26 protein-coding genes and 1 pseudogene are annotated in these 25104 nt (G+C 66.2%); 18 read left to right on the forward strand and 9 right to left on the reverse strand.

Going from position 1 to position 25104, the window contains the following annotated elements; all coding sequences use genetic code 11:
- The 3 genes and pseudogenes from ACFC4D_RS15545 to ACFC4D_RS15555 all read left to right on the forward strand — a co-directional run.
- Nucleotides 1-189 (forward strand): annotated as a pseudogene (locus ACFC4D_RS15545) (hypothetical protein); the annotation flags it as partial.
- A 3-nt stretch (nucleotides 190-192) separates the two neighbouring features.
- Nucleotides 193-1815 (forward strand): GMC family oxidoreductase, encoded by a 1623-nt coding sequence (locus ACFC4D_RS15550; protein WP_376063709.1) that lies wholly within the window; start codon nucleotides 193-195, stop codon nucleotides 1813-1815.
- Nucleotides 1812-3269 carry a flavin-containing monooxygenase gene (locus ACFC4D_RS15555; RefSeq protein WP_376063712.1) on the forward strand — a complete coding sequence of 486 codons (1458 nt, stop codon included), beginning with the start codon at nucleotides 1812-1814 and terminating at the stop codon, nucleotides 3267-3269. The genes ACFC4D_RS15550 and ACFC4D_RS15555 overlap by 4 nt, the downstream gene beginning before the upstream one ends.
- A 33-nt stretch (nucleotides 3270-3302) precedes the next feature.
- On the opposite strand, the gene ACFC4D_RS15560 is transcribed toward ACFC4D_RS15555, so the two are convergent.
- The 3 genes from ACFC4D_RS15560 to ACFC4D_RS15570 all read right to left on the reverse strand — a co-directional run bounded on the left by ACFC4D_RS15560 (nucleotide 3303) and on the right by ACFC4D_RS15570 (nucleotide 6533).
- Nucleotides 3303-4817 (reverse strand): APC family permease, encoded by a 1515-nt coding sequence (locus ACFC4D_RS15560; RefSeq protein ID WP_376063715.1) that lies wholly within the window; start codon nucleotides 4815-4817, stop codon nucleotides 3303-3305.
- Nucleotides 4818-4986: 169 nt separating this feature from the next.
- Nucleotides 4987-5901: a LysR family transcriptional regulator gene (locus ACFC4D_RS15565; protein WP_376063717.1), complete on the reverse strand. Its 915-nt coding sequence runs from the start codon at nucleotides 5899-5901 to the stop codon at nucleotides 4987-4989.
- On the reverse strand, nucleotides 5898-6533 hold the full coding sequence (locus ACFC4D_RS15570) for a TetR/AcrR family transcriptional regulator (RefSeq protein WP_376063718.1): 636 nt from the start codon (nucleotides 6531-6533) through the stop codon (nucleotides 5898-5900). The genes ACFC4D_RS15565 and ACFC4D_RS15570 overlap by 4 nt, the downstream gene beginning before the upstream one ends.
- Nucleotides 6534-6679: 146 nt before the next feature.
- Between ACFC4D_RS15570 and ACFC4D_RS15575 the strand changes: the two genes are divergently transcribed.
- Genes ACFC4D_RS15575 through ACFC4D_RS15610 form a run of 8 tightly spaced genes read left to right on the forward strand, consistent with a single transcriptional unit; the run spans nucleotide 6680 to nucleotide 15718 of the window.
- Nucleotides 6680-8794, forward strand: a complete 2115-nt coding sequence (locus ACFC4D_RS15575) for an FAD-dependent oxidoreductase (RefSeq protein WP_376063720.1) — start codon at nucleotides 6680-6682, stop codon at nucleotides 8792-8794.
- A gap of 11 nt (nucleotides 8795-8805) precedes the next feature.
- The gene (locus ACFC4D_RS15580) at nucleotides 8806-9177 is read left to right on the forward strand and encodes a cupin domain-containing protein (RefSeq protein ID WP_376063723.1); all 372 of its coding nucleotides are present in this window, start codon (nucleotides 8806-8808) and stop codon (nucleotides 9175-9177) included.
- Nucleotides 9178-9179: 2 nt separating this feature from the next.
- Nucleotides 9180-10685: an aldehyde dehydrogenase gene (locus ACFC4D_RS15585; protein ID WP_376063724.1), complete on the forward strand. Its 1506-nt coding sequence runs from the start codon at nucleotides 9180-9182 to the stop codon at nucleotides 10683-10685.
- A 42-nt stretch (nucleotides 10686-10727) separates the two neighbouring features.
- Nucleotides 10728-11996 carry a flavin-containing monooxygenase gene (locus tag ACFC4D_RS15590; protein WP_376063725.1) on the forward strand — a complete coding sequence of 423 codons (1269 nt, stop codon included), beginning with the start codon at nucleotides 10728-10730 and terminating at the stop codon, nucleotides 11994-11996.
- Between the two features lie 34 nt (nucleotides 11997-12030).
- Nucleotides 12031-12468, forward strand: a complete 438-nt coding sequence (locus ACFC4D_RS15595; RefSeq protein ID WP_376063728.1) for a RidA family protein — start codon at nucleotides 12031-12033, stop codon at nucleotides 12466-12468.
- Nucleotides 12465-13139 (forward strand): DUF1028 domain-containing protein, encoded by a 675-nt coding sequence (locus ACFC4D_RS15600; RefSeq protein ID WP_376063730.1) that lies wholly within the window; start codon nucleotides 12465-12467, stop codon nucleotides 13137-13139. The genes ACFC4D_RS15595 and ACFC4D_RS15600 overlap by 4 nt, the downstream gene beginning before the upstream one ends.
- A gap of 5 nt (nucleotides 13140-13144) precedes the next feature.
- Entirely contained in the window at nucleotides 13145-14302 is a 1158-nt protein-coding gene (locus tag ACFC4D_RS15605) for a M20 family metallopeptidase (RefSeq protein WP_376064838.1), read from the forward strand.
- 15 nt (nucleotides 14303-14317) lie between these two features.
- Nucleotides 14318-15718, forward strand: a complete 1401-nt coding sequence (locus tag ACFC4D_RS15610) for an aspartate ammonia-lyase (RefSeq protein WP_376063732.1) — start codon at nucleotides 14318-14320, stop codon at nucleotides 15716-15718.
- A gap of 57 nt (nucleotides 15719-15775) precedes the next feature.
- Here ACFC4D_RS15610 and ACFC4D_RS15615 read toward each other — a convergent pair whose 3' ends face one another.
- From ACFC4D_RS15615 to ACFC4D_RS15630, 4 genes are all read right to left on the reverse strand, one after another.
- Nucleotides 15776-16126 (reverse strand): DUF732 domain-containing protein, encoded by a 351-nt coding sequence (locus ACFC4D_RS15615; RefSeq protein ID WP_376063734.1) that lies wholly within the window; start codon nucleotides 16124-16126, stop codon nucleotides 15776-15778.
- Between the two features lie 136 nt (nucleotides 16127-16262).
- Entirely contained in the window at nucleotides 16263-16841 is a 579-nt protein-coding gene (locus ACFC4D_RS15620) for an HAD family hydrolase (protein WP_376063736.1), read from the reverse strand.
- A gap of 98 nt (nucleotides 16842-16939) precedes the next feature.
- Complete coding sequence (locus tag ACFC4D_RS15625; RefSeq protein ID WP_376063738.1) at nucleotides 16940-17623, reverse strand: DMT family transporter; 684 nt, start codon at nucleotides 17621-17623, stop codon at nucleotides 16940-16942.
- Between the two features lie 409 nt (nucleotides 17624-18032).
- Complete coding sequence (locus tag ACFC4D_RS15630; protein ID WP_376063739.1) at nucleotides 18033-18653, reverse strand: TetR/AcrR family transcriptional regulator; 621 nt, start codon at nucleotides 18651-18653, stop codon at nucleotides 18033-18035.
- A 104-nt stretch (nucleotides 18654-18757) separates the two neighbouring features.
- On the opposite strand from ACFC4D_RS15630, the gene ACFC4D_RS15635 reads away from it, so the two are divergent.
- The 7 genes from ACFC4D_RS15635 to ACFC4D_RS15665 all read left to right on the forward strand — a co-directional run bounded on the left by ACFC4D_RS15635 (nucleotide 18758) and on the right by ACFC4D_RS15665 (nucleotide 23529).
- Nucleotides 18758-19675, forward strand: coding sequence for an NmrA family NAD(P)-binding protein (locus ACFC4D_RS15635; protein WP_376063741.1), 918 nt, complete (start codon nucleotides 18758-18760; stop codon nucleotides 19673-19675).
- 428 nt (nucleotides 19676-20103) lie between these two features.
- On the forward strand, nucleotides 20104-20349 hold the full coding sequence (locus ACFC4D_RS15640) for a CsbD family protein (RefSeq protein ID WP_375956859.1): 246 nt from the start codon (nucleotides 20104-20106) through the stop codon (nucleotides 20347-20349).
- A 196-nt stretch (nucleotides 20350-20545) separates the two neighbouring features.
- Entirely contained in the window at nucleotides 20546-21850 is a 1305-nt protein-coding gene (locus ACFC4D_RS15645; RefSeq protein ID WP_376064841.1) for an NAD(P)/FAD-dependent oxidoreductase, read from the forward strand.
- A gap of 68 nt (nucleotides 21851-21918) precedes the next feature.
- Nucleotides 21919-22356: a phage holin family protein gene (locus tag ACFC4D_RS15650; protein ID WP_376063743.1), complete on the forward strand. Its 438-nt coding sequence runs from the start codon at nucleotides 21919-21921 to the stop codon at nucleotides 22354-22356.
- Nucleotides 22353-22745: a DUF3618 domain-containing protein gene (locus ACFC4D_RS15655; RefSeq protein WP_376063745.1), complete on the forward strand. Its 393-nt coding sequence runs from the start codon at nucleotides 22353-22355 to the stop codon at nucleotides 22743-22745. Before ACFC4D_RS15650 ends, ACFC4D_RS15655 begins: the two co-directional genes overlap by 4 nt.
- The gene (locus ACFC4D_RS15660; RefSeq protein ID WP_376063746.1) at nucleotides 22742-23002 is read left to right on the forward strand and encodes a DUF4235 domain-containing protein; all 261 of its coding nucleotides are present in this window, start codon (nucleotides 22742-22744) and stop codon (nucleotides 23000-23002) included. The genes ACFC4D_RS15655 and ACFC4D_RS15660 overlap by 4 nt, the downstream gene beginning before the upstream one ends.
- 200 nt (nucleotides 23003-23202) lie before the next feature.
- Entirely contained in the window at nucleotides 23203-23529 is a 327-nt protein-coding gene (locus ACFC4D_RS15665) for an STAS domain-containing protein (protein WP_376063748.1), read from the forward strand.
- A 28-nt stretch (nucleotides 23530-23557) separates the two neighbouring features.
- Here ACFC4D_RS15665 and ACFC4D_RS15670 read toward each other — a convergent pair whose 3' ends face one another.
- Both ACFC4D_RS15670 and ACFC4D_RS15675 read right to left on the reverse strand, forming a co-directional pair.
- Complete coding sequence (locus ACFC4D_RS15670) at nucleotides 23558-23944, reverse strand: hypothetical protein (RefSeq protein ID WP_376063751.1); 387 nt, start codon at nucleotides 23942-23944, stop codon at nucleotides 23558-23560.
- A gap of 118 nt (nucleotides 23945-24062) precedes the next feature.
- A complete protein-coding gene (locus ACFC4D_RS15675; protein ID WP_376063752.1) occupies nucleotides 24063-25070 on the reverse strand; it encodes an alpha/beta hydrolase in 1008 nt (335 codons plus the stop codon).
- Nucleotides 25071-25104: the final 34 nt, after the last annotated feature.

Here is a 25104-nt window from a genome sequence, read left to right on the forward strand (position 1 = left end):
GTGCTCCGGTTGATGGGCACCTCGCTGGTGCACATGTTCGACGGCGAGGCCGTCCTGCGCGAAGTCCTGCCGCGACCCGAGCTCGAGGACGCTCGTCTACAGGCCGCGATCGAGCTGAGCAATGCCCTTGTCGCACTTCGCCGTAACTACCCGTCCGTCGCCATCGAGCGATCCGACAAAGAGAGATAACCCATGGCTCGAGAATTACCGCGTGACACATCCGCGGACTACATCGTGGTCGGCGGCGGCAGCGCCGGAGCGGCCGCCGCACGCCGGATCGCCGATTCCGGTGCCGAGGTCCTGCTGCTGGAAGCGGGCGGCCGCAACGACTCTCGGCTCGTCCGGGTGCCGGGCATGGTCGGGGCGATGCACGGGGTCGGCGCGCTGCAGCGCAGTGTCACCTGGCAACCGCGCACCAGCCCGCAACCGCATGCCGCCGACCGCCGGGTATCGCAGATGCACGGCCGCGGACTCGGTGGCGGCAGCGCCGTCAACGGGATGATCTGGTCCCGCGGGCACCACAGCAACTACGACGACTGGGCCGCGGCCGGATGCGTCGGCTGGAGTCACGCCGATGTGCTGCCGATCTTCAAGCGCATGGAGGCGTTCGAGGACGGCGCGAACGACTACCGCGGCGGCTCGGGCCCGATCGGTGTCACCCGTGCGCGCGATCTCGCCGCGGTGACCGACGCCTTCCTAGGCTCGCTCGCCACGACCGCAGGACTCGCCCGCAACCCCGACTACAACGCCGCCGAACAGGAGGGCGTCTCGGTCGCCCAATGGAACGCGGCCGGCGGGCGTCGGCAGAGCTCGGCGGAGGCGTACCTGCGTGATGCGCCGCCGAACCTGCGGGTGCGGACGGGTGCGCAGGTCTCGCGGATCCTGATCGACAAAGGTGTGGCCGTCGGCGTCGAGATCGCCACCAAGCGAGGCATGGAACGTGTTGTCGCACATCAGGAAGTCATCGTGTCCGCCGGTTCGTTCCGTACCGCTCAACTGCTCATGCTCTCGGGCATCGGACCGGCCGCGCACCTGGCCGAACACGGCATCCCGGTACTCGGTGATCTGCCGGTGGGGCAGGGCCTGCAGGATCACGCCGTTGTCCCGGTGGTCTACAACGTGACCGAAGGTCCGATCCTGAGTCCGGCGAAGTTCGTTGCCGCGATGGCCAGGGAACGCCTTCGGGCGAACTCGACCTTCCTGGGCGGCTCGTACATGGAGGGCATCGCCCACCTCAGGTCCGAGTTCGCCGACACCATTCCCGATCTGCAGTTGTTCGCGACCCCGCTCGGTCGCCGCGGCGACGATGCCACGATCCCGGGGGTCCACCCCGATATCGACGGTGCCTGCTTCACGGTCTATCTGGTGCTCCTCTATCCGGAGAGCTCGGGCACGGTGCGCCTGGCCTCGCGCGATCCGCATGCCGCGCCCGTGATCGACCCGCGCTACCTGAGCGCATCCGCGGATCTCGACGTGCTGATGTCGGGGCTCGAGATCGTCCGCGAGGCGATGGCACACCCGGGGGCCGCGTCCTACGTCCGCGCCGAAGTCGCGCCCGGCCGCTCCGGCACCACGCCCGCGGCCGCCCGCGAGGACGCGCGCCGTCGGATCTCGAGCGTCTATCACCCGACCGGCACCTGCCGGATGGGCGTGGATGAGCGAGCCGTGGTCGACCCCGACTTGAAGGTGCGCGGCATCGAGCGGCTGCGCGTCGCCGACGCATCGGTGATGCCGTCCATTCCCGGCGGCAACACCAACGCGCCGTCGATGATGATCGGCGAGCGCGCCGCCCAATTGATCCTGGAGGACGCATGACCCCCCTGTTCGAGGTTGCCGTGATCGGCGCCGGCATCTCCGGTCTCGGCACCGCGATCACGCTGCGCGAGGCGGGGATCACCGACTTCGTGGTGCTGGAGAAGGCCGACAGTGTCGGTGGTGTGTGGCGGGACAACACCTATCCGGGGTGTGCGGTCGACATTCCGTCCATCGCCTACTCGTATTCCTTTGCGCCCCATGATGACTGGAGTCGAAAGTTCGCGCCGCAGCCGGAGATCCTGTCCTATCTGCGTGCGACCGCCGAGCGCTTCGGCGTCGGCGAGCATCTGCGGCTCGGGGTCGAGGTGTTCGAGGCGAAATGGGATGAGCCGCAACAGTGCTGGGTGTTGGACACCAGCGACGGTGAGATCCGTGCCCGTTCGCTCGTCGCCGCCGCCGGACCGTGGCATGAGCCGAGCCTGCCCGATATCGACGGTCTCGACTCCTTCCCGGGGCCGGTGTTCCACACCTCGCGCTGGGATCATGAGGTCGATCTGACCGGACAGCGGGTGGCGATCGTCGGAACCGGAGCCTCCGCGATCCAGGTGGTGCCGAGCATTGCCGAACAGGTGGCCGAACTCCATGTGCTGCAACGGACTCCGCAGTGGGTGGTGCCCAAGATGGAGCCCGCGCCGTCCCGGATCACGCGACGCCTGGGTGTGCATCGTCTGGGGTGGGTGCACCAATTCAACCGTCGCCGTGAGGAATTGATTCTCGAATTCACCAATATCGCGTTCAATCATCGCTGGGGGCAGGCGGCCTTCAAATGGCTTGGACGCCAGAACATCCACGCGGCCATCGAGGACCCCGCGTTGCGCGCCGCCCTCACCCCCGAGTGGTCGGTCGGCTGTAAACGGCTGCTGATGTCGAGTGACTACTACCCGGCGCTCGCACGCCCGAACGTCTCGGTCATCTCGACCGGCCTGACCGCCGTTCGCGGTAATACCCTTATCGGCGAAGACAATTCCAAAACCGAAGTCGATGTCGTGATCATGGCGACCGGATTCAAGATCCTCGACATGCCGATCGCGGGCAAGGTCCGGGGCAGTGATGGCCGCAGTCTGTCCGAGCACTGGGACGGCAGCCCACAGGCGTACCTGGGAACCACGGTGCCGGGCTTCCCGAACCTCTACATCCTGTTCGGGCCGAACGTCTCGGCCGTCGCGTCGGGGTTCCTGATCATCGAATCCCAACTGCAGCAAGTGGTTCAGGCGCTGACCCATCTGCGGCGCAGTGCCGCGACGGCGCTGGAAGTCCGGGCCCCGGTGATGCGGCAGTTCAACAACGACGTCCAAGCCGCGCTCCAGAGCACGGTCTACAACTCGGGCGGATGCCGCAGCTACTACTTCGACAAGAACGGCCGCAACGGCTTCTCCTGGCCCTGGTCCGCCCGTCGCCTCCGCCGCATGACCGCACGCTTCGACCCGACGGACTACACCGTGACGCGAGCGTGAGCACGCCATGTCGATTCAGCGTGCTCGAACGAGTTACTCGGTGGAGGTGACCAGTGCCGGGTTGTTCTGTGCCGGAACGGTTTCGGTCTGACCCCGTACCGTGCCCGCGCGCCAGTAGCCGACCCCGCCGAGCACCAGCAGGACCGCCAGCGTGCCGAGGGTGAATACCTCGAACTGGGTGCGGTCCACGCCCCAGACCGCCATGAAGTCGTAGTCGAGTCCGAACAGGCTGTCCAGAACGCCGGGGAAGATCGCCACGAACGAGCCGAGCAGCACCCAGGCCAGGCAGATCATGCCCAGGGCGGCGAAACCACGATTGCTCACCGGCACCTGGAACGGCCGAGGCTGATCGGGGAATCGGGTGCGCAGGCGGATCGCCGCCGGGATCACCAGCAGGTAGCTCAGCAGGAAGGTGGTGATCGAGATGCTCAGTACGACCGCGAAAACCGATGCGCTGGAACCGGTTACCTGCATCGCCACGAGCATGAACACCGTCGCGACGACGCCGGAAAGGAGATTCACGCGCAGCGGCGTGCCGAGTCGGCGATGGAAGACGCCGAAGAACCCGCCGAAGAACGCGCCGTCCGCGGCCGCGACGGCCTGGACGCGGTCACTGATGATCATCCATGCCGAGCCCTGGCTCATCAGGATCAGGATGAACAGCACTGCCGCGACGGTGGCCAGTGGTTCGGCGGCCGGACCGTAGACCGAGAACACGGTGCCGATGGCTTCGAGAAGTCCGCCGATGCCGGTGATCTGGTCCTTCGGGACGACGACCAGGATCGCGAAGATCGGGATCAGGTAGCACGCGGCGGCGGTCAGGCAGGAACGCAGCAGCGAGATGGGGACGTCGCGGGCCGGATTGTCCATCTCCGCCGCTGCCGCGCTGGATGATTCGAAGCCGAGGTAGGCGAACAGCAGGATCGGAGTGACTCCGAGCAGGCCGGTCATGGTGGGGCTGAAATCGTCGAAGGAGAGTCCGGCGACGCCGTGTTGGATCGCGTACGCGACGGTGGTGGCGACGAAGAACAGCAGCAGTCCCAGTTTCAGGATCGCGCCGATGGTCGGAATCCATTTGCCCCGGCGCAGGCTGACGACCGCCGCGAGCACGGTCAGCCAGATGAAGCCGAGTTTGAACAGGTAGTCGCCGACCGATCCGGCGGGCAGGGATCCGACGTGCTCATCCCAGGTGGCGGCGGCGAGAAACGAGATCGACCCGCCGACCCATACCGGTTGGGTGACCCAGGTGAGTAGTGCGGCGATGGCCCCGGCTCCTCGACCGAAGGCGGTTCGGACCCAGGTGTACGCGCCGCCTTCCTCGGTGAATGTCGAGCCGACTTCGGCGAAGATCAGCCCGTAGGGGAGCAGGAAGGTCACCGCGAGTACCAGGGCCCAGGTGAAGGTTTGTGCGCCGAAGGTGGAGACCTGACCGAGGGTTTCCAGGCCGACGACAGCGGCGATGATGAGGAAGACGATGTCGAAGCGGCGCAGGGCTTTGACCAGGTGCGCTGATTGTTCGGTCGCCAGGGCTGTCGGGGTGTCAGTCATGTCCGTCTCGATTCGGTGTGCCGCGAATTCTTTGAGATTCATCTCGATGAATGATGTTCAGCAAACAACGCCATCGTGTTCAGAACATGTGAACGGCCAATTTCGAGTCGTATGGTTTTTTGATGCAGATCATCGAAAATGGTGAGCCCCGGCGGACTCGCCACGCCACTCATGCGGCGAAGGTCGCCCGAATCCGGGTGGCGACCGCGCGCACGCGGGCGGTGCTCTGCACGCCTTTGAGGCTCGCGAGCACGACCGATAGCGGCACGACATCGTCGGCTATCGGGACGGTAACCACGCGCCCGCCGTCATAGGTGACATCCGAGGCGGGCAGCTGATTGAGGATCGAGAAGCCGTGACCGCGTGCCACCAGCCCACGCACGGCTTCGTAGCTGCCGGTCCGATACCGGACGGTCGGGGTAATGCCCGCAGCGGTGAACATCGCGAGGAAATAGTCGCGACTCACCGGCAGGTCGAGCAGGACCATCGGGTCATCGGCCAGGTCCCGCAACGCAATCGCCGGCGCGCCCGCCAGCCGATGGTCCGGGGGTAGCACCACGTGCGGGGCGTACGTGGCCAACACCTCGCAGTCGAGATCGTCGGCGATTCCCAGGTCGTAGCACAGCGCCAATTCGCTACTGCCGTCACGCAAGGCCGTCCGCACGGTGTCCGGCCGCACCTCGACGACATCGATCTCCAGCTCCGGATATGCCTGCCCCACATCGGAAATGAGCCGGGGTAGCAGGAACGGGGTCAGGGTGATGAACGACGCCAACCGCACCCGGCCTCGGACCGCGTCCTCGTGACCGCGCGCGGCATCGAGGACATCGCCCAGATGCGCGAGCACGCTGCGGGTATCGCGCAGCATCTGCTCACCCGCGGCGGTCAGTACCAACCCGCGCGAGCGCTGGCGAATGAACAGGGGAGTGCCGATCTGGTTCTCCAACTGCGAGATCGACGACGAAATCGCCGATTGCGCCACCATCAACCGTTCGGCCGCGCGAGTCATGCTCAGGAATGTGGCCGCCTCGACGAAATAGCGCAGTTGGGTGAGGGTCACATCGGGTCGTCGCTGCGAGTTCACGACACTGCCGCGCTCTCGGCCGCCTCGAACTCACCTAGGCGACACCCGAGCATCGCCTCCAGGTACCGCAGCACACTGTTCCGTGCACCGATCGCGCTGATCCGGCGGTTGCGCGCGACGATATGCAACCCGAACGCATCCTCCAATCCGACTGCCGTCTGGGCGATTTCGTCCGCAGACGCGGTGAAGGTGAACGCACCGTGACTGCGGCCGATCTCCAGCGCGGTGGTGTACAGCGACACTTCCAGATCGAACAGCGTGGTCATCAGCACCGAATGCCGGGGATTGCGGCTGGCGTGCACATGCAGCTCGTACAGCACCGCGCACAGCGGATCGTCGGCGGAATCGGGGATGCCGAGTTGCACTGTCCTGCACAGCCTCTCGACCGGATCGGAGCATTCGCGCACGGCGTCGAGCCTGCGTCGATAGAACCGATCCACCGCAGCTTCGTGCACTTCGAGCAGCAGATCCTCCATCGAGGGGTAGTAGTAGCTGACCAGCCCCGCCGACAGTCCCGCCTCCTGCGCGACATCCTTGATGCGCAGCCCGGTCAACCCCCGCTGGGCGATCGCGGCTGTCGCGGCGGCCACCATCTCGTGCCGCCTGTTCTCCTGCTTCTTCGGACGCGCCATGTTCATCATTATTTATGAACTGCATCAGAAAACAAGTTCTGAGATGACCTTTCTTGAAGTGGACAGATGGTTCGGACTGGGCGATTATTTGAGATCAATCGCAAAGAACGGTTCGATCTGATCCCCACTCCAGTCAGGAGCCTGCCGTGCGTGATCCCCGGTACGACATCCTCTTCGAACCGGTCCGAATCGGACCGGTGACCGCCCGCAATCGCTTCTTCCAAGTCCCGCACTGCAACGGCATGGGCTACCGCGACCCCTCCGGCGAGGCGTACATGCGGCAGGTCAAAGCCGAGGGCGGCTGGGCGGTGGTGTGCACCGAGCAGGTCGAGATCCACCCCACCTCCGATATCGGCCCGTTCATCGAACTGCGGCTCTGGGACGACCAGGACCTGCCCGCCCTCACCCGGATCTCGGAGAAGATCCACGAGGGCGGCGCGCTGGCCGGAATCGAGCTCGCCCACAACGGACTCAACAGCCCCAACCTGATCAGTCGCGAAACCCCGCTCGGACCGCAGAACCTGCCGGTGGTCTCGTGGAACTACGATCCGGTGCAGGCGCGCGAGATGACCCGATCCGATATCGCCGACCTGCGGCATTGGCATCGCGAAGCGGTGCGCCGGTCCCTGCGCGCGGAGTACGACATCGTCTACGTCTACGCCGGGCACGCAATCGGCGGACTGCATCACTTCCTGTCCCCGCGCTACAACAACCGCACCGACGAGTACGGCGGCAGCCTGGTGAACCGGGTTCGGCTGCTGCGCGAGATCCTCGAGGACACCCGCGAGATCTGCGAGGGCCGTGCCGCGGTCGCCTGCCGAATCTCGGTGGACGAGTTGCTCGGCGACGCGGGCATCACCCGGGCGGAGATGGAAGACGTCATCGGAATGCTCGGCGAGCTCCCGGATCTATGGGATTTCGTCCTGGGCAGCTGGGAGGACGATTCGGTCACCTCCCGCTTCGGGCCCGAGGGTGAGCAGGAACCCTATGTTCGCGGGCTCAAGCAGCTCACCACCAAACCCGTTGTGGGCGTTGGCCGTTTCACCTCGCCGGACATGATGGTGCACCAGGTCAAGAGCGGCGTGCTCGATCTCATCGGCGCGGCCCGGCCCTCGATCGCCGATCCCTTCCTGCCCCGCAAGATCGAGACCGGCGACCTCGAGGACATTCGCGAGTGCATCGGCTGCAATATCTGCGTCTCCGGTGACTTCACGATGTCGCCGATCCGCTGCACCCAAAACCCCACCATGGGTGAGGAATTCCGGCGCGGGTGGCATCCCGAGCGGATCAAACCCCGATCGAGCGAATCGACGGTGCTCGTCGTCGGCGCGGGCCCGGCAGGGCTGGAGGCCGCGCGTGCTCTCGGTCAGCGCGGCTACGCGGTCAGCCTGGCCGAGGCGACGCGTGAACTCGGTGGACGCGTCCGCACCGAATCGAGTCTGCCGGGCCTGTCCGCGTGGATCCGCGTGGTCGACTACCGCGAACAGCAACTGCGTCGACTCGACAATGTCGAGGTCTTCCGGCAGAGCCCGATGACCGCCGATGACATCCTCGACAACGACTTTCAGCAGGTGGTCATCGCCACCGGTTCGCACTGGCGGCGCGATGGTGTCGCCCGCTGGCACACCCACCCGATCCCGATCGCCGCCGGGGCCGAAATCCTCACTCCCGACGACATTTTCGCCGGACTGCGCCCGCGCGGTCGCAAGGTCGTGCTCTTCGACGACGACCATTACTACCTCGGCGGCGTGATCGCCGAACTGCTCGCCACCGAGAAGTTCGACGTCACCCTGGTCACCCCCGCCGCCCATGTCTCGCAGTGGACCACCAACACGATGGAAGTGCATCGCATCCGCAAGCGGGTGATGAACGCCGGTGTCGAGGTTCAGGTCAACCGGGCCGTCACCTCGGTCACCGCCGATGGTGTGACGACGACTTGTGCCTTTACCGGCCACGAGGTCACCATGCCCGCCGACAGCGTCGTATTCGTGACCGCGCGACTGCCCAATGACGGCCTGTACCACGAGCTGCACCGGCGCAAGGACGAATGGGAGGCGGCCGACCTGCGTTCGGTGCGCGGCATCGGCGACGCCTGGGCTCCCGGGACCATCGCCGCCGCCGTGTGGTCGGGCCACCGCTACGCCGAGGAACTCGACGAGCCCGCCAACACCGATCCGGTGCCCTTCCGGCGCGAAGTCACCGGACTGTCAACCGAATCCGTGCTGCTGCCTTTCCCGTCCCTTGTCGCACAACAACTTTGAGGAGACCACTGATGCCTTCCGCCACTCCCATTCCCACCGGCCCCGAACTCGCCGCCACCATGACCCCCAGCGCCTATGTCACCGCCGAGACTCTGCGTGCCGGAGATCCGCAGGAGCACGAAAGCGCCCATCTCGCCAGTGCCGACCAGCGATTCAGCGTCGGTTCCTGGCGCGCGCAGCCCTACACCGAATACATCGAGTCCTATCCCGGCGACGAGTTCACCCACGTGCTGGAAGGATCGCTGACGCTGATCTCCGAGGACGGCGTGGCTCACACCTTCGGTCCCGGCGACTCGTTCACTCTCGAACGCGGCTGGCGCGGGGAGTACCGGGTCGACGCGCCGCTGCTCAAGCAATTCGCCATCTACATCCCCGGGGAGTGACGATGACACCACCATCCTCGGCCGCGGACTGGTCGGCCCTGGCCGAAACACTCGCTCCACGTACCGAACTGTTCATCGACGGATCCTTTCGCCCCGCCGCCTCGGGCGAGACGTTCGACTCGATCGCACCGGCGACCGGCGACGTGCTGGCGCGCGTAAGTGCCGGTGACGCCGCCGACGTGGATCGGGCCGTGCGCGCCGCGCGCTCGGCGTTCGAGTCCGGGGTCTGGTCCCGGGCGGCCTCCGCCGAACGCAAACGGGTGCTGCTGCGGCTCGCTGACCTGATGCTCGAGCATCGGCACGAACTGGCGCTGCTGGACTCGCTCGATATGGGCAAGCTCGTCGTCGAGGCCGACACGGTCGATGTGCCCTCTGCCGCAGCGCTTTTCACTTACTACGCCGAGGCGCTGGACAAGATCCCCGGCGAGATCGCGCCCACCGATCCCGGTGCGCTGGCTCTGGTCACGCGCGAACCCTTGGGTGTGGTCGGCGCGGTCGTGCCGTGGAATTTCCCGCTCGATCTCGCGGTGTGGAAGCTCGCACCCGCACTCGCCGCCGGAAACAGTGTTGTGCTCAAACCCGCTGAGCAGTCACCGTTGTCGGCGCTGTGGCTCGCCGAATTGGCGGCCGAAGCCGGGCTGCCCGACGGTGTGCTCAATGTCGTGCCCGGTCTCGGCGAGACCGCGGGTGCGGCGCTAGGCCTGCACATGGACGTCGACGTGCTCGCGTTCACCGGCTCCACCGCGACTGGTAAGCGGTTCCTGCGCTACGCCGCCGACTCCAACCTCAAGCAGGTGTGGCTCGAATGTGGCGGCAAGAGCCCGAATCTCGTATTCGCCGACGCCGATCTCGACGCGGCCGCGGAGAAGGCGGTGTTCGGCGGGTTCTACAACCAGGGAGCGGTGTGCTCGGCCAACTCGCGCCTGCTGGTGCAGGAGGACGCGGCCGAGTATCTGACCGAGGCGCTGCTGCGGCATGCCGCAGCGATCCGCCCGGGCGATCCACTCGACCCGGCCTCCACCCTGGGCGCGCTCGTATCCGAGGAACACACCCGCACCGTCATGGGGTTCATCGACCGCGCCCGCGCCGACGGTGAGGTGCTGCTCGGCGGCAACCGCACCACCGTGGCCGGGCGGGGATGCTTCGTCGAGCCCACCATTTTCACTGGCCTGCAAGCGGACTCGGAACTGGTCACCCAGGAGGTCTTCGGTCCGGTGCTGTCGATACAGACCTTCCGCGATGAAGCCGAGGCGGTGCGCATGGCCAACGACAGTGTGTATGGCCTGGCCGCATCGGTGTGGACGAACAGTCTCGATCGCGCCCACCGGGTCTCCTCCGCCTTGCGGGCGGGCACGGTCTCGGTGAACACCGTCGACGCGCTCAGCGCCCAAACACCTTTCGGCGGTTTCAAACAGTCGGGCTTCGGCCGCGATCTGTCGCTGCACGCGCTCGATAAGTACACCGGCTTGAAGACGACCTGGTTCACCATTCGACCAGCGGTCGGCTGAGTCATGGAATTGCCAACTCTCCCAGGGTATTCGGAGGTGCAAGTGTCCACCGAGGAGATCGACGTTCTCGTGGTCGGTGCCGGTCAGGCCGGTATTGCGATGAGCGAGCACCTCACCGCCCACGGCATCACACACCTGGTGCTCGAGCGTGATCGCGTCGCGGAGCGATGGCGGTCGTGGCGCTGGGATTCGCTGGTTGCCAATGGACCCGCATGGCATGACCGCTTCCCCGGGCTGGAATTCGATATCGCCGCAGACGAATTCGCCACCAAAGAGCAGGTCGCGGATTATCTGGCCGCCTATGCCGACAAGATCGCCGCGCCGATTCGCACCGGCGTCGAGGTCACCTCGGTACGCCGCAACACCGGGCGGCCGGGCTTTGTGGTCGAGACATCCAGCGGAACCATCGACGCGCGCTTCGTTGTCTCGGCCACCGGTGCGTTCCAGCGGCCGCTCATCCCCAATGTCGTTCCCGCCGACGCGGGTATTCATCAGATCCACTCGAGCTCCTACCGCAATCCGCGGCAGCTGTCGGACGGTGCGGTGCTGGTGGTCGGTGCCGGATCGTCCGGCGTGCAGATCGCCGATGAGCTGCGGCGCTCGGGCCGCGCGGTGCATCTCGCCGTCGGGCCACACGATCGCCCACCGCGCAGCTATCGAGGCCGCGACTTCTGCTGGTGGCTCGGAGTTTTGGGCAAGTGGGGCGCGGCGGTTCCACCGCTGGGAGCCGAGCATGTGACGATCGCGGTCAGCGGAGCTCGTGGCGGGCACACCGTCGACTTCCGAGCTCTCGCCGCCGACGGGATCACCCTGTGGGGAACGGCGACGACCTTCACCGACGGTGTCCTGCGGTTCGCCTCGGACCTGCGGACGAACATCGAGAACGGTGATGCGAACTACCTGGCGATGTTGGCCGAGGCGGATGAGTATGTCGCCCGCAATGGTCTCGAGCTGCCCGAGGAGCCCGACGCACATCTGCTCGGCCCCCTGCCGAGCTGTGTGACCGAACCCGCCGCCGAACTCGCGCTCGCCGAGGCTGGTGTGAGCACGATCGTGTGGGCGACCGGATTCGCCAATGACTATGACTGGCTGCGGGTCGACACATTCGACGACCGAGGAAGACCGGTGCACCAGCGCGGCGTCTCGGCCGAGCCGGGACTGTACTTCCTCGGCCTGCCGTGGCTGTCGAATCGCGGATCGAGCTTCCTGTGGGGCGTGTGGCACGACGCCGCATACATCGCCGGGCAGATCGCGATCCAACGCGGCTATCTCGCCCACAAGGCGGCAAGCCGAACAGTCCCCGTCTCCTGAACCATCCCTCGGCATCCGAAAGGAACTGTGCACCTTGACTTCCCCCACACACCGGCGGATTCGGCCGTTCAACACCAAAGACACCTATCCCGAGCAGAATCTCTCGAACGACCTGTGCCAAGCTGTGGTCGCCGGTGGCGTGGTCTACCTGCGCGGCCAGATCGGCCAGGACCTCGAGACCCGGGAATCCGTCGGCATCGGTGATGTGGCCGCGCAAGCCGAGCGAGCCATGAGCAATATCGCCATGCTGCTCGACGAGGCGGGCAGCTCATTGGGCGACGTCGTCAAGGTCACCGTCTATCTGACCGACATCCGGTACCGCGAACCGGTGTATCAGGTGATGGGACGCTGGCTCGAAGGCGTGTACCCGGTCTCGACGGGTCTGGTCGTCGAGGCCCTCGCTCGTCCGGAGTGGCTGGTCGAGATCGATGCCACGGCGGTGCTCAGCGAGCCGAAGGACAACCGCGCATGACCCTGTCGCTGGTAGCGCGTGACCCCGGCACCGGGGCCTTCGGTGTGGTCATCTGCTCGTCGAGTCCGGCGGTGGCGGCGCGCTGTGCCCACCCGCGCGCGGGCGTGGGAGTTGTTGCCTCGCAAAACATTACGAATCCGGCACTCGGCGTGCACGTCCTGGACTTGCTGGACGCTGGGCATAGTGCCACCGCAGCGCTCGAGGCGGCCTTGGCGCACGAGCGGTTCCCGGATCACCGCCAGGTGACCGTCGTCGATATCCATGGCGGCACCGCGGTGCACTCCGGCGCATACAGTCTCGGAGCCCACGGTGAGGCTGTCGGTGAGCAGGCCGTGGCCGCGGGAAATCTGCTCGCCCACGACGGCGTCCTGGCCGAAATGCTCGCGGGTTACACCGGCAGCGGGTCGGCGACCTTCGAGGACCGCCTGCTCGACGGGCTCCGCGCGGGATTGGCGGCTGGCGGGGAGGCGGGACCGGTGCATTCCGCAGGTCTGCTGGTCGTTGATGATGTGTCCTGGCCGGTGACCGATCTGCGGGTCGACTATGCCGCCGACCCGTTGGCGGATCTCGTTGCCCTGTGGGAGCTTTGGCAACCGCAGAAGGCCGACTATCGGATGCGTGGTATCGATCCGACGGCCGCGCCCTCCTACGGCGTTCCGGGTGATCTGTGACCACCATCGACGACGTGGTCGCCGGGGGAGTGGCTACCGCCCACCCGGCCTTGATTCGGCTGTCTCGTGATCTCTACGACCATCCCGAAATCGCTTGGGAGGAAATCCGATCGGCGCGCCGGGTTGCGGAACAGCTGGCGGACAACGGATTCGAGATCACCGACCGATACTGCGACCTGGAGACCGCGTTCGCGGCCCGGATCGGCAGCGGTGACCTGCGCATCACGCTGTGCGCGGAGTACGACGCGCTGCCCGGCCTCGGCCATGCGTGCGGCCACAACCTGATCTCGGCCATCTCCGTGGGGGCGGCGCTCGCGCTCGCACCCGTCGTCGATGACCTGGGCCTCACATTGTCGGTGATCGGCACACCCGCCGAGGAGGGCGGCGGCGGCAAGATCGAGCTCCTCGAACGTGGCGGTTTCGACGGCCAGCACGCGGCGGCGATGGTCCATCCCGGCCCGGTCGACGTGGCCGTGGCCCGGCCATTCGCGGTGTCGCACAGCCGCATCGAGTATCGCGGCAAAGCCGCGCACGCCGCCGCGTACCCCGAGCGCGGCGTCAACGCGGCCGACGCGTTCACCATCGCACAGGTCGCGATCGGGCTGCTGCGCCAGCAACTGCCGCACTCGGTACGCGTACACGGCATGATGACGCGCGGCGGCGAAGCACCGAACGCGATCGCCGAACACACCGCAGGCCGGTGGTACGTGCGCGCGGAAACGCTCGCCGAACTCGCCGAGGTCGAACCCCGCATCCTGCGCTGTTTCGAAGCGGGCGCATGGGCCTCGGGTGCCGAACTCACCGTCACCCCCGAATCCAAGCATTACGCCGAATTCCGCACGGACACCGAACTTCTCGCCTGCTACGAGCGTCGCGCGATCGCGGCGGGACGCCATTTCACCTCGGGCGCGGACGCGATGATGGCCCGGGCATCCACCGATATGGGCAACGTCTCCCAGCTCATCCCCGCCATCCACCCGTACATCGGCATCGATTCGATGCCCGCGGTCAACCATCAGCCCGAATTCGCCACCGCCACCACCACTCCCGCCGCCGATACGGCGATCGGACAGGGCGCCGTAGCGCTGGCGGGCACGATCGTCGACGCCGCCGCCGATACCCGGATCAGGAATCGCCTGATCCACGGCCACCGCGTGGACTGACGCAGGAGCACAGCCATGGTCACACCGACCCCCGTCCGCACCGAGCATGATCTGCTCGGCTTTCACGAGGTTCCCGCCGACGCCTACTACGGCGTGCACACCGCGCGCGCCATGGCGAACTTTCCGATCAGCGGGGTACCGATCTCGCGGCTACCCGATCTGGTCGTGGCGATCACTTCGGTGAAACAAGCAGCCGCGCAAGCCAATCGGGACCTGGGCGAGCTCGACGGGAACATCGCCGAGGCGATCATCGCGGCCTGCACCGAGATTCGCGCCGGTGCCCTACACGACCAGTTCGTCGTCGACCAGATCCAGGGTGGTGCGGGCACTTCGACCAACATGAACGCCAACGAGGTGATCGCCAACCGTGCGCTGGAGATCCTGGGCCATCAGCGCGGCGACTACCACATCATCCACCCACTCGAACACGTCAATCGCGGCCAGAGCACGAACGACGTCTATCCCACCGCGGTGAAGGTGTCGCTCGGATTCGCTTCGCGCACAATGGAACACACACTTCGCGCACTCGCCGAGCAGTGCGCGGCGAAAGCCGTCGAATTCGCCGACATGCTCAAACTCGGCCGGACCCAACTGCAAGACGCCGTGCCGATGACCCTGGGCCAGGAGTTCGCCGCGTTCGCCGTGACCATTGGCGAGGATGCTGACCGTCTCGCCGAAGCGTCCATGCTGATCGCCGAAATCAACTTGGGCGGCACCGCGATCGGCACCGGACTCAACACCCATCCCGCCTACCCGGACATCGTGTGCGAGCACCTGCGCCGGATCACCGGCCTGCCACTGACCACCGCCCGGGACTTGGTCGAAGCCACCTCCGACGTCGGTGCGTTCGTCCAACTCTCCGGCGTCACCAAACGGTCCGCGATCAAACTGTCCAAGATCTGCAACGATCTACGTCTGCTGTCCTCCGGCCCCCGAGCGGGCCTCGGCGAGATCAATCTCCCACCCGTACAAGCGGGTTCGAGCATCATGCCGGGCAAGGTGAACCCCGTAATCCCCGAAGTCGTCAACCAGGTCGCTTTCGAAGTGGTCGGCAACGACCTCACCATCACCATGGCCGCTGAGTCCGGCCAACTCCAACTCAACGCCTTCGAGCCGATCATCGCCCGAGCCCTGCTGTCCTCCCTCACCCACCTCACCGCCGCCGTACAAGTCCTGACCGAGCGCTGCATCCGCGGCATCACCGCCAACCCCGACCGCATGCTCGAGGCCGTCCTCAGCTCAGCCAGCATCGCCACCGTGCTCAATCCGGTACTCGGATACGAGGCGACATCAGCCCTGGTCGCCGAAGCGATTGCCACCGGTGCCTCCATTGCCGAGTTGGTACGCCGCTCCGCACTGATCGACGACGCGGCCTTGACGCGCATACTGAGCCCGGACAACCTGCGCCGCCGGTGACCGTGGCCCGCTACGAACGGCTAACCATGTGAGGACTCGCTGTCTTTCGATGCGGTGTCAGTTCGCAGCCTGGCCGTTGTATTCGGGGCAATAGAACGTGATGGCTTCGTCCACGATCTTTCGGGCGTGGTCGCGGGTGTAGAGCGGGGCCGGTGTGTCCCGCGTCCCGGGGACGGCGGCCACCGCGTTCACTTCATCGGCAGCTGTGCGCCCCTGCTCGCGCATCTCTCGGCACACGGTTTTCGCGGTGCCGAAGATATCCCCGTCGGCGGTCGGCACTCCGTCATGCTTAACGGCGGCCAGGAACGCGATGTCCTTGGTCGAGGACGATTCGTCGTCCGAGCCGCAAGCGGCCAGGACGGCGACGCTGATCGCTATCGGCAGTGCGGCCCAGAGTCTTGCGCTCATGTCACCTCGAATTGCCTCGTGGGATACGGCGTTTCCGGATCATCGCATAGTCGACGGGCCGAGGGTGGGATGTGTCAGGTGCGGCGCGGCAGCCGTGCCACGCGGTAGCTCGCGGCCACTGGCAGGCTTCAGTGGCTCACGGCCACGTGCTGGTGAGTGACTCCACAAGGGCCGCAACAACATTTGGATACAAGGCATCGACGATCGCATCCGGTGAATGCTGAGCCAACTCCTCGCGAGGTGTTCGGTGGGCGACGACGATGACACCGAACCTCGCCTGCCTGGCGTAGGCAATGTGGTGGGGCGCGTCGCCGATGACAACCGTGTGCGCCGGGGAGAGCGGCTTGCCGTACTTGCTTTCGAACCGTGTGGCCACGACGGCGGGAAGGTCGAATCGGTCGCGTGCATCGGATCCGAAAGCGCCGATGTCGAAATCGATATGCCGGTCCAACCCGGCGGCCCGAAGTTTGATCTCGGCGGCGGATCGCGGACTCTCTGTCAGCACAGTCTGTACGAGCCCGTGTGCATCAAGGATTTTGAGGGTGTCCGCCGCGCCCGGGTAAGCGGGCTGATCGCGTGCCGGCTCCGAGTCCTCTTCGGTCACAACCTCATCCAACTGCTGATGAGACTCGTCGATACCGTCGTCGTCGGCATCGGCCGGAATCAAGGTGCCGTCGACGTCCCAGATGACGAGTCCCGCACGCTCCATGCTCATTCCGTGCATCTTGGCAGATCTGGCCACAATGCACACAGGCTCGTGGATCCGGCTCGGCCCGCGGGGTCCTGTCATGACATCGCCGATGGGGCAGGAAGTTACAGCGGCGCGGGTGGTTCCGGTGTCGGCTGGCGCGTGGGTATCGCGCTGATGGCCAAGGCCAGCATGACCAACGCCATGCCCGCCAGTTCGAACACCGTCGGGCGTTGCGCGAGGGCGATCGCGCCGACCACGCTCGCGGTGGCGGGAAGCAGGGCGAGCAGCAGGGCGAAGCGGGCCCGGCCGACCGCGGTCAGCACCACCTGGTCCAGTGCGTACGGCACCGCGCTCGACAGGATGCCGATGCCGAGACCGAGTAACCAGGTGCGAGGGTCGGCAAAAACCGTTGCGTCGATAGCGAATTGGGGGATCAGCACGAACGGTGCGGACAGGATCGCGGCGGCGGCCATTCCCACCGCGAGCGAGTCCTGACCATCGCCCGCGTCGGCAACGCGTTTGCCGACCAGGATGTACCCCGCCCACAGGACGGCCGCAGCAAGGGCGAAGGCGATGCCGACCGGTTCCACGTCCAGTTGGACTCCGGCCAGCAGAATCACACCGATCGCGACCAATGCGACCGCGAGCAGATCGCGGGCTCGACGCGAGCCGAGCGTGGCGACCGCAACGGGGCCGAGGAATTCAATGGCGACCGCAGTGCCGAGCGGAATGCGCGCAATCGCCTCGAAGAACACGATATTCATCGACAGCGTGACGATGCCGAACCCGGCCGCTACCGCGATCATCCGCCGAGTCCACCGAGCTCGCCATGGCCGCCGCCAAGCCAGCAAGGCTACGCTCGCCGCGGCAGCCCGCAACCAGGCGACGGTCGCGGGTTCAGTGGTATCGAACAGGGACACTCCGAGCGCAGCACCAGCGTATTGGGAGGTCGCGCCGACGATGAACACCATCGGAACCGACCAGAGGGGAAGCGCGCGCCCCGACGAGCGTTCGACTGTCGAGACCGAATTCATCCTATGAGTAAGCCACAGCCCACCACGGAGTTCAACGCGGATCAGATTCTGTTCAGCCCGCGTCCAGACCTCTCGCGCACAACATGATTCGCGATGCCGGCGAGCTCTGCCGAGAGGATGTCACGAGGGACTCCGATGTCCACTCCGCACCTGTGCCTGTCGGTCGACACGACATTCATGCCTATTCTCGGAATGGGTCACTCGCACTGGACAATCCGCGGCCCAATGCGGCGGGTTGGCTGTGCGGGCTCACACCGGCCACGGACAGTTCGAACAGCTGTTTCGCGCGGCTGACAGGGTCGGGATGGTGCTCGGTGGCCAGGGCGATGCCGACGATCACCGCGATCAGGTCTGCGACAGTGACACCTTGCGCTACTGCCCCATCCTCGATTGCGCTGCGCAGCAAGGGGTTTCCCGCCTCTTCCAGCGCGGCCGAGCACGAGTTGCCGTGTACCGGGTCGGATCCGGCGGCGTCGTAGGTCAGCGCGACAGCCAGGCCCCGAGCGTGAACGCAGTAGGTGACGACATCGGTCAGCCAGTCCAGCAGGGCGGTTCGACTGTCGCCCGTACCTGTCAGGTCGTGGGCGCGGTCGCACAGCACCTCGATTCGTTTCCGGGAGACCGCCTCCAGCAACGCGTGGCGCGTGGGGAAGTGGCGGCGCACGGTCGCCGAGCCAACCTTCGCGATGCGGGCGATCTGCTCCAAGGAGGCACCGGCGCCGTGGGTGGCGACCTCTTGTTCGGCGACGGCGAGGACGCGGGCGTAGTTGCGGCGAGCATCCGCACGCTGCTGTTCGGACACCGTGTCACCTCCTGTATTGCGAAAACGGCGGGCCCCGCCATATCGTACGTGAGGACTAAACGGCGGGCCCCGCCGTTTAGCAGTCGAGTAGTCGAGGAACGCCAATGTCCACAGAAACTTCGCCCGTCCTGGTCACCGGCGCCACCGGCAAGCAGGGTGGTGCCACCGCGCGCGCCCTGCTCGGAGCCGGAGTTCGGGTCCGCGCCCTGGTGCGCGACCCAGCCACCGACCGGGCCGAGGCCATCGAGGCGATCGGTGCCGAACTGGTCACCGGCGACCTACACGACCGCGATTCGGTGATTCGGGCCGCGGAAGGCGCCCGGGCCGTGTTCTCCGTGCAGATGCCCGGAATCACCGCGGGCGGCTTCGATTTCGACGGGGAGGTGACGCAGGGCGTGAACCTCATCGAGGGCGCGAAGGCCGCCGGTGTGCCGCAGTTCGTGCACACCTCGGTGACCGGCGCCGGGCAGCACACCGAAACTCCCGGCTGGTCCGACGGGCGCTGGGCGTCGATGGAACCCACTCTGAATGCGAAGAGCATGATCCAGGACCGGGTCCGCGAGGCCGGCTTTCAGCATTGGACGCTGCTCAAGCCGGGCACGTTCATGGAGAACTTCCTGCCGTCCGCGGCGTACATGTTCCCGCGCGGCATCGAGGGCGGTCTGGTGAGCGTCATCAACCCCGAGACCCGGCTGTCCCTGGTCGCGGTGGACGACATCGGCCGCGCGGCCGCCGCAGCCATCACCGCGCCGAAGCGATTCCACAGAGTCGAGCTGGAATTGGCGAGCGACTACCTGTCGATGACGGAGATCGCCGAGATCCTCTCCCGCGCCTTGCGGACAGACCTCGCCGCACCCGACATGACCGAACAGCAAGCGTTGGCTGCGGGAATGCCGCCCTTCGCCGCCGCGCTCGAATGGCTCAATGCGGCCGGCCAACCAGGCCGCCCGGCGTACGCCAGTGCCCTCGGCATCTCACTCACTGCCTTCGAAGAATGGGCGCAGTACTACCTCGCGAGTTGATGCCTGACATGGGTTCCGCTTCGGCCCGTTCGGGCCGGACCTCGTTTTCCGGCTGAACGCGCGCGAATAGGTGACATCCGCAGCAATCTCACTGTCGTCCGCTCGACTCCGTCGGGACGGCCTTCCCATGTGGTTCAGGCGAGTCCGAACCTTCCCTTCCGCCGGTGACTTCGATGAGCTGAGCGCGGCGGTCACCTCCGCCGCCTTGCTCACCGGGTTGAGCTCCCACCCTGGCGCGGCGCGTGCCCTATTCTGCGGCTCGCGCACATCAGTTGGGCCGCAATGAGATCCGTCCTTCTCTGAGGTTCGACTCTCGCTCGCAACTCGCTCGGACGACGTGAAACAGACTGACAGGAAGGGTGTTTCGAGGCGGAATGCCAGGGTAGGTCGCTGGTGTCCGTATTGAATCGATTGTGGAGGTAGATCTCATGTCCGAGCATGACAAGAGCGGCGTGCGTGAAGGGCTCGAAGGGGCCGTCGAAGGCGCGAAGGGTACGGCCAAGGAGGCGGCGGGAGCGGTTTTCGGCAACGATGACCTGCGCCAGGAAGGACGCGCTCAGCAGGACAAAGCCGAATCGCAGCGTGACGCGGCGAAGAAGGAAGCCGAGGCCGGGAAGGAGCGTGCCGCGGCGGAATTGGACGAACAGCGTCAGCGCGCGCATCAGAACCGGTAGGTCCTGAATCGCTTCCCCATCCATGAGGCGGACGGTGTCAGCGATGCCACCGGCTGCCTATAGACCAGATGAGCTCCAACGCATAGTCGGCCCGGTCCCCTGCGCCCTGCGCGGTTTCATATCCGATGCGGCGGGAAAGGCGTAGGGAGTCGAGACGAACGGAGTGCCTCCGGTGACGGTTGACAAGAGCGCGGGTCTGCGGCGCGTGGTGATAGTCGGCAGTGGATTCGCAGGTTTCACCTGCGCGAGGAAGCTCTGTCGCATCCTGAGCAGATCGGATGAGGATGTGGAGGTCGTGCTCGTTTCCCCGACCGACTACCACCTCTACACACCGTTGCTGCCCGATGTGGCGGGCGGTCTGATCGATCCCCGGTTCGTCGCCATCTCCCTCACCGACACCCTGCCCCGGGTCAAGCTGGTGATCGGGAAGGTCGATGCGGTGGACCTGGACGGCAAGACCGTCACGATCACCGGCGAGGGTGATACGCGGACCGAATTGTCATGGGACAGATTGGTTCTCACCCCGGGTTCGGTCACCCGGCTGTTCGACGTCCCCGGTTTGTCCGAGCACGCTCGCGGTCTCAAGACCATCGCCGAGGCGGTGTATCTGCGTGAGCATTTCCTGCGCCAGCTCGAATTGGCCGACCACGAAACCGATCCCGCCGTCCGCCAAGCCCTACGCACGGTGGTGGTGGTCGGGGCCTCCTACGCCGGAACCGAACTGATCGCGCAGTTGCGCGCGCTGGCCGACGCGTATGCGCGTCGGCGCGGTTTCGACCCCACCGAGATCCGTTTCCTGCTCCTGGATACCGCCGACCGTGTGATGCCCGAGGTCGGTAATAGGTTGGGGGACAACGCATTGAGTGTCCTGCGCGATCGCGGTATCGATATCCGCTTACAGACCTCACTGCGAGAATTGACCGAGGATCAGGTCGTACTGACCGACGACACAGTCGTTCCCACGCGCACGGTCGCCTGGGTTACCGGGGTGACCGGCGCGCCGCTGCTCACGGGATTGGATCTGCCGATGGAACGCGGACGGCTGGTCGTGGACACCTCCCTGCGCGTTCCCTCTCATCCCGATGTCTTCGCCGGTGGTGACGCGGCGGCGGTTCCCGATGTCACCAACCCGGGCAAGATCACCCCGCCCACCGCACAGCACGCCACCCGCCAGGGCAAGGCTCTGGCGCGCAATGTCGCGGCCAGTGTGGGTGTGGGAGTGGCGAAACCGTACAAGCATCGCGATATGGGTCTGGTCGTAGACCTCGGGCCGCGCTTCGCGGTCGCCAACCCACTGGGCGTGCATCTGTCGGGATTCCCGGCAAAGGCGATCACCCGGGCCTACCACACCTTCGCGGTGTCCCGAGGCGTCAACCGTTGGGCGATCACCCTGTCCTATCTCACCAACGTGGTCACTCCGCGCCCGCTGTCGACCCTCGGCCTCGTCGACTCGGGCGAAGCGAGTTTCACCGGCAGCGAGGGCATTCCGGAACACCACTGACGGCACCCCGCGACATCGTTTCACATCGAGATCGCCGGGTAAGTGCCACATAACAGGAGGTGACGATCATGACCGATGCAGCAGAAACGAGGAACCAGATTCCCTCGGTATCCCTGGCCGAGGAAAAACGTTCCGTCGCAGAACTTGTCGAGAACGCCAGCACCCAATTGACCCGCTTGGTTCGGGACGAAATGCGACTGGCCGTGCTCGAAACGCAAGCCAAAGCCGGCGGTATAGCCAAAGGCGCGGGCATCGCGGGAGCCGGTGCGCTCCTGGCGTTCTACGGCGGCGCGACCCTGGTCGCCGCTGCGGTACTGGGGCTATCGCGCGCGGTGCCCGATTGGGCGGCGGCCTTGATCATCGCGGCCGTGCTGCTCGTACTCGGCGGGGTGCTGGCATTGGCGGGCAAGAAGACCGTCGGCCAGGCCGCGCCCCCGGTCCCGACCGACACACTCGCGGGCGTCCGCGACGATGTGGAAACCATCAAGGAACGAGGGCGGCGATGAGCGACCCAGCAGAATCACATGGTGCGGACGAACTCGACAGTGTCCGCCAGGATCGCGACCAAGCCAGAGCGGAACTCGCTCAAACGGTCTCAGAACTGAGCGACAAAGCCGACGTGCGCGCCCGCGCGCAGGACAAGGCGCACGAGACCGCACAGGCTGCGCGTGAGCGCGCAACCGAGGTCGGCGAGCACGCCCGCGCGGCCGCCGCACAGGTGCGCGAACAGGCGGCCCTGGCCGCGGACACGGCAGTGGCCAGAACACCCGAACCGGTGCTCGCTCGGGCCTTGCAAGCCGCCGACATCGGGCGCCGGAACCCGATTCCCCTCACGGCCGCAGCACTTTCCGGTGTCGCCGTGTTCTGGTGGATCTCGAAGCGGAGGCGTGCGTGAATACTCTGTACAAACCCATCGGCATGCTGGTCGGGGTGCTCGGTGGTATCGCCGCGAACGCGGTGTTCACCCAGATCTGGCGCCGGGCCAGCGGCGAAGACCGGGCCCCGAGCGCGACCGCGCGGAACTACAGCTGGCAGGAAGTCCTCGTCGCGGCGGCACTACAGGGCGCGATCTTCGGTCTGGTGAAAGCCTCCATCGACCGCGCCGGCGCGGCGGGCTATCAGCGTCTGACCGGCACGTGGCCCGACCGGTAGGACGCAGGCGAGTTCCACCCGGTCACCATTCGTGAGCTGGTCGAACGTCAGCGACTGGTCGGTCGGCATGAATGGTCAGCGGTACGGTCAGTATCGAAACCTCCGGCGAAGTGGTGTACCCGTTCACGTAATGGTGCAAATCGGGCAACGTGACAGGGAACTCGCGGATGAACGATCCCGACAAGACTCAGCTCCTACAGGTGCAGCTCGATACCGACACCGCAAGCCCGGTCGTGACCGTGACCGGGGAAGTCGACGTCACATCGGCGCCGATGCTGGACCGTGTGCTGCGCGACGCGTTGCATACGAGCCCGCGCACCGTGGTGATCGATATGACCGGGGTCAGCTTTCTGGGCTCGGCCGGGATCACCGTGCTGGCCGCCGCGGCCCAGCACAGCCCGGAACTGCTGCGCATCGTCGGCTCGTACCCGGTATCGCGTCCGCTCGAGATCACCGGCGCGGACGTGCTGTTCGCCATGTGTGACAGCCTTCCCGCGGCAATGAACCAGGCGAACGCGTTGGGATGACCGCTTTCGCCGTTCAGCGGCGAGCGTGTCAGGCAGCGAGTGGGCGCGGCAGCAGCAGTACTCGTGCAGCCGCCAGCACCTGTCGCAGATTCGGTAGATCCGAAGGGGCAACATATCGCGGCCGGGCGCGCGAGAAGCGCACGCGGTCCGGCTGCTCGCACATCAGCGCGAGTTTCGCGTTGGTCGTCACCACCAGCTCGCATCCCGGCTCACAGCCGTGCCAGCGCCCCCGGCAGCCACCCACACCCCAGCCGACCACACGGATCGAGGCTCGCCGATCCGCGCTCGCGCCGAATGAATGCTCGGTGGGGCGGACCCCTGCCACCGCGAGTTCGGCGATAAACGTGAGCAACTGCGCGCGAGCGGAATCCTCGGTCGCGATGCCGCCAGGTCGAGCGTCGAAATCCTTTGTCATGACGGGCCTTTCGATTGGTCAACCACACCCTGGCGGGCATTGGGTGAATGCCCCGCACCGGTGATCTGAAAAACGCAGACGACGGCGTAGTGGATTTCCGGCGGACGATCCGCACGGGTCAGTGCAGTGCGTGTTCGAACAGCGGCCACGAATCATGAAGATCCTGTTGCCAGTACCCCCAGGAGTGAGTTCCGACCGGGCGCAGATTGAAGGTGGCGGGTATTCGGAGAGCTGCCAGACGGTCGCGCAGGGCCACCGCGCACCGTGCGGACAGCGCCTCGATGACGACGCCGGTGGTCAGCTGTGCTTGCAGTTTGGCGGTATCGCCCGCGATGCCCGGACCGTCGAGCGTGTCGAGCGCGCCCGGTACGCCGGTACCGGCCGAGACGTAGATCGCGGTGCCGCGCAACTGATCCGCGTGCAGGTAGGGGTCGGTGGCGTTCCATTCGGGGTCGCCGGGCGGGCCCCACATGTTGACCGCGTTTCCTGCCCAGCGGGCCACCACCGCACTCACGAAAGCGTGGCCGACGGGGTCGCTGGTGCGGGCACAGCCGCTGTAGGAGCCGATCGCCCGATACAGTCCCGGTGCGGCCAACGCCAATTGGAAGACCGATGTGGCGGCCATGGAAATACCGCCGATGGCATTCGAGCCGTTTCCTCGAATGGCCGAATCGATGATCACCGGCAGTTCGCCGGTCAGGAATGTCGCCCACCGTTGTCGTCCGAGTACCGGGTCGTCGGTACGCCAGTCGGTGAAATAACTGGCGCGACCGCCCATCGGAATCACGAGGCTGATCTGTGTATCGGCGAAGAAGTCCGCGATATCGGTTTGGTCGAACCAACTGCTCGCATCGAGCCCGCCATTGGCGCCGTTGAGCAGGTACAGAACCGGGGTGGGGACCGAACCATCCGGTGCGCGAAGCACTTTCACCGTGATGACGCTGTCCATGGCCGCCGAGTACACATCGAGATCGAGCATGCGCCCGGCTCCGTCGGCGGCGGAGACCAGGTGCGATCCGTCGGCCGCGCCACGCGCGTTCACCCTCACCTCCGATACCGCGATAGGTGTCGGAGCCGGTGCCGCGGTGCCGACCACCGAGCTCGGTAGAACCAATGCCAGGGTCATCGTGGTGAGCAATCGTCGCGACCGGATTCGGCAT

The organism is Nocardia sp. NPDC056000 (assembly GCF_042269265.1).
Taxonomy (GTDB): Bacteria; Actinomycetota; Actinomycetes; order Mycobacteriales; family Mycobacteriaceae; genus Nocardia.

Bases quoted from the DNA above. Each gene is read 5' to 3' on its own strand.
- ACFC4D_RS15550 (WP_376063709.1), top strand. From the start codon at position 193: ATGGCTCGAGAATTACCGCGTGACACATCCGCGGACTACATCGTGGTC.
- ACFC4D_RS15555 (WP_376063712.1), top strand. From the start codon at position 1,812: ATGACCCCCCTGTTCGAGGTTGCCGTGATCGGCGCCGGCATCTCCGGT.
- ACFC4D_RS15560 (WP_376063715.1), bottom strand. From the start codon at position 4,817: ATGACTGACACCCCGACAGCCCTGGCGACCGAACAATCAGCGCACCTG.
- ACFC4D_RS15570 (WP_376063718.1), bottom strand. From the start codon at position 6,533: ATGGCGCGTCCGAAGAAGCAGGAGAACAGGCGGCACGAGATGGTGGCC.
- ACFC4D_RS15580 (WP_376063723.1), top strand. From the start codon at position 8,806: ATGCCTTCCGCCACTCCCATTCCCACCGGCCCCGAACTCGCCGCCACC.
- ACFC4D_RS15585 (WP_376063724.1), top strand. From the start codon at position 9,180: ATGACACCACCATCCTCGGCCGCGGACTGGTCGGCCCTGGCCGAAACA.
- ACFC4D_RS15600 (WP_376063730.1), top strand. From the start codon at position 12,465: ATGACCCTGTCGCTGGTAGCGCGTGACCCCGGCACCGGGGCCTTCGGT.
- ACFC4D_RS15610 (WP_376063732.1), top strand. From the start codon at position 14,318: ATGGTCACACCGACCCCCGTCCGCACCGAGCATGATCTGCTCGGCTTT.
- ACFC4D_RS15615 (WP_376063734.1), bottom strand. From the start codon at position 16,126: ATGAGCGCAAGACTCTGGGCCGCACTGCCGATAGCGATCAGCGTCGCC.
- ACFC4D_RS15620 (WP_376063736.1), bottom strand. From the start codon at position 16,841: ATGAGCATGGAGCGTGCGGGACTCGTCATCTGGGACGTCGACGGCACC.
- ACFC4D_RS15625 (WP_376063738.1), bottom strand. From the start codon at position 17,623: ATGATCGCGGTAGCGGCCGGGTTCGGCATCGTCACGCTGTCGATGAAT.
- ACFC4D_RS15635 (WP_376063741.1), top strand. From the start codon at position 18,758: ATGTCCACAGAAACTTCGCCCGTCCTGGTCACCGGCGCCACCGGCAAG.
- ACFC4D_RS15640 (WP_375956859.1), top strand. From the start codon at position 20,104: ATGTCCGAGCATGACAAGAGCGGCGTGCGTGAAGGGCTCGAAGGGGCC.
- ACFC4D_RS15650 (WP_376063743.1), top strand. From the start codon at position 21,919: ATGACCGATGCAGCAGAAACGAGGAACCAGATTCCCTCGGTATCCCTG.
- ACFC4D_RS15655 (WP_376063745.1), top strand. From the start codon at position 22,353: ATGAGCGACCCAGCAGAATCACATGGTGCGGACGAACTCGACAGTGTC.
- ACFC4D_RS15670 (WP_376063751.1), bottom strand. From the start codon at position 23,944: ATGACAAAGGATTTCGACGCTCGACCTGGCGGCATCGCGACCGAGGAT.
- ACFC4D_RS15675 (WP_376063752.1), bottom strand. From the start codon at position 25,070: ATGACCCTGGCATTGGTTCTACCGAGCTCGGTGGTCGGCACCGCGGCA.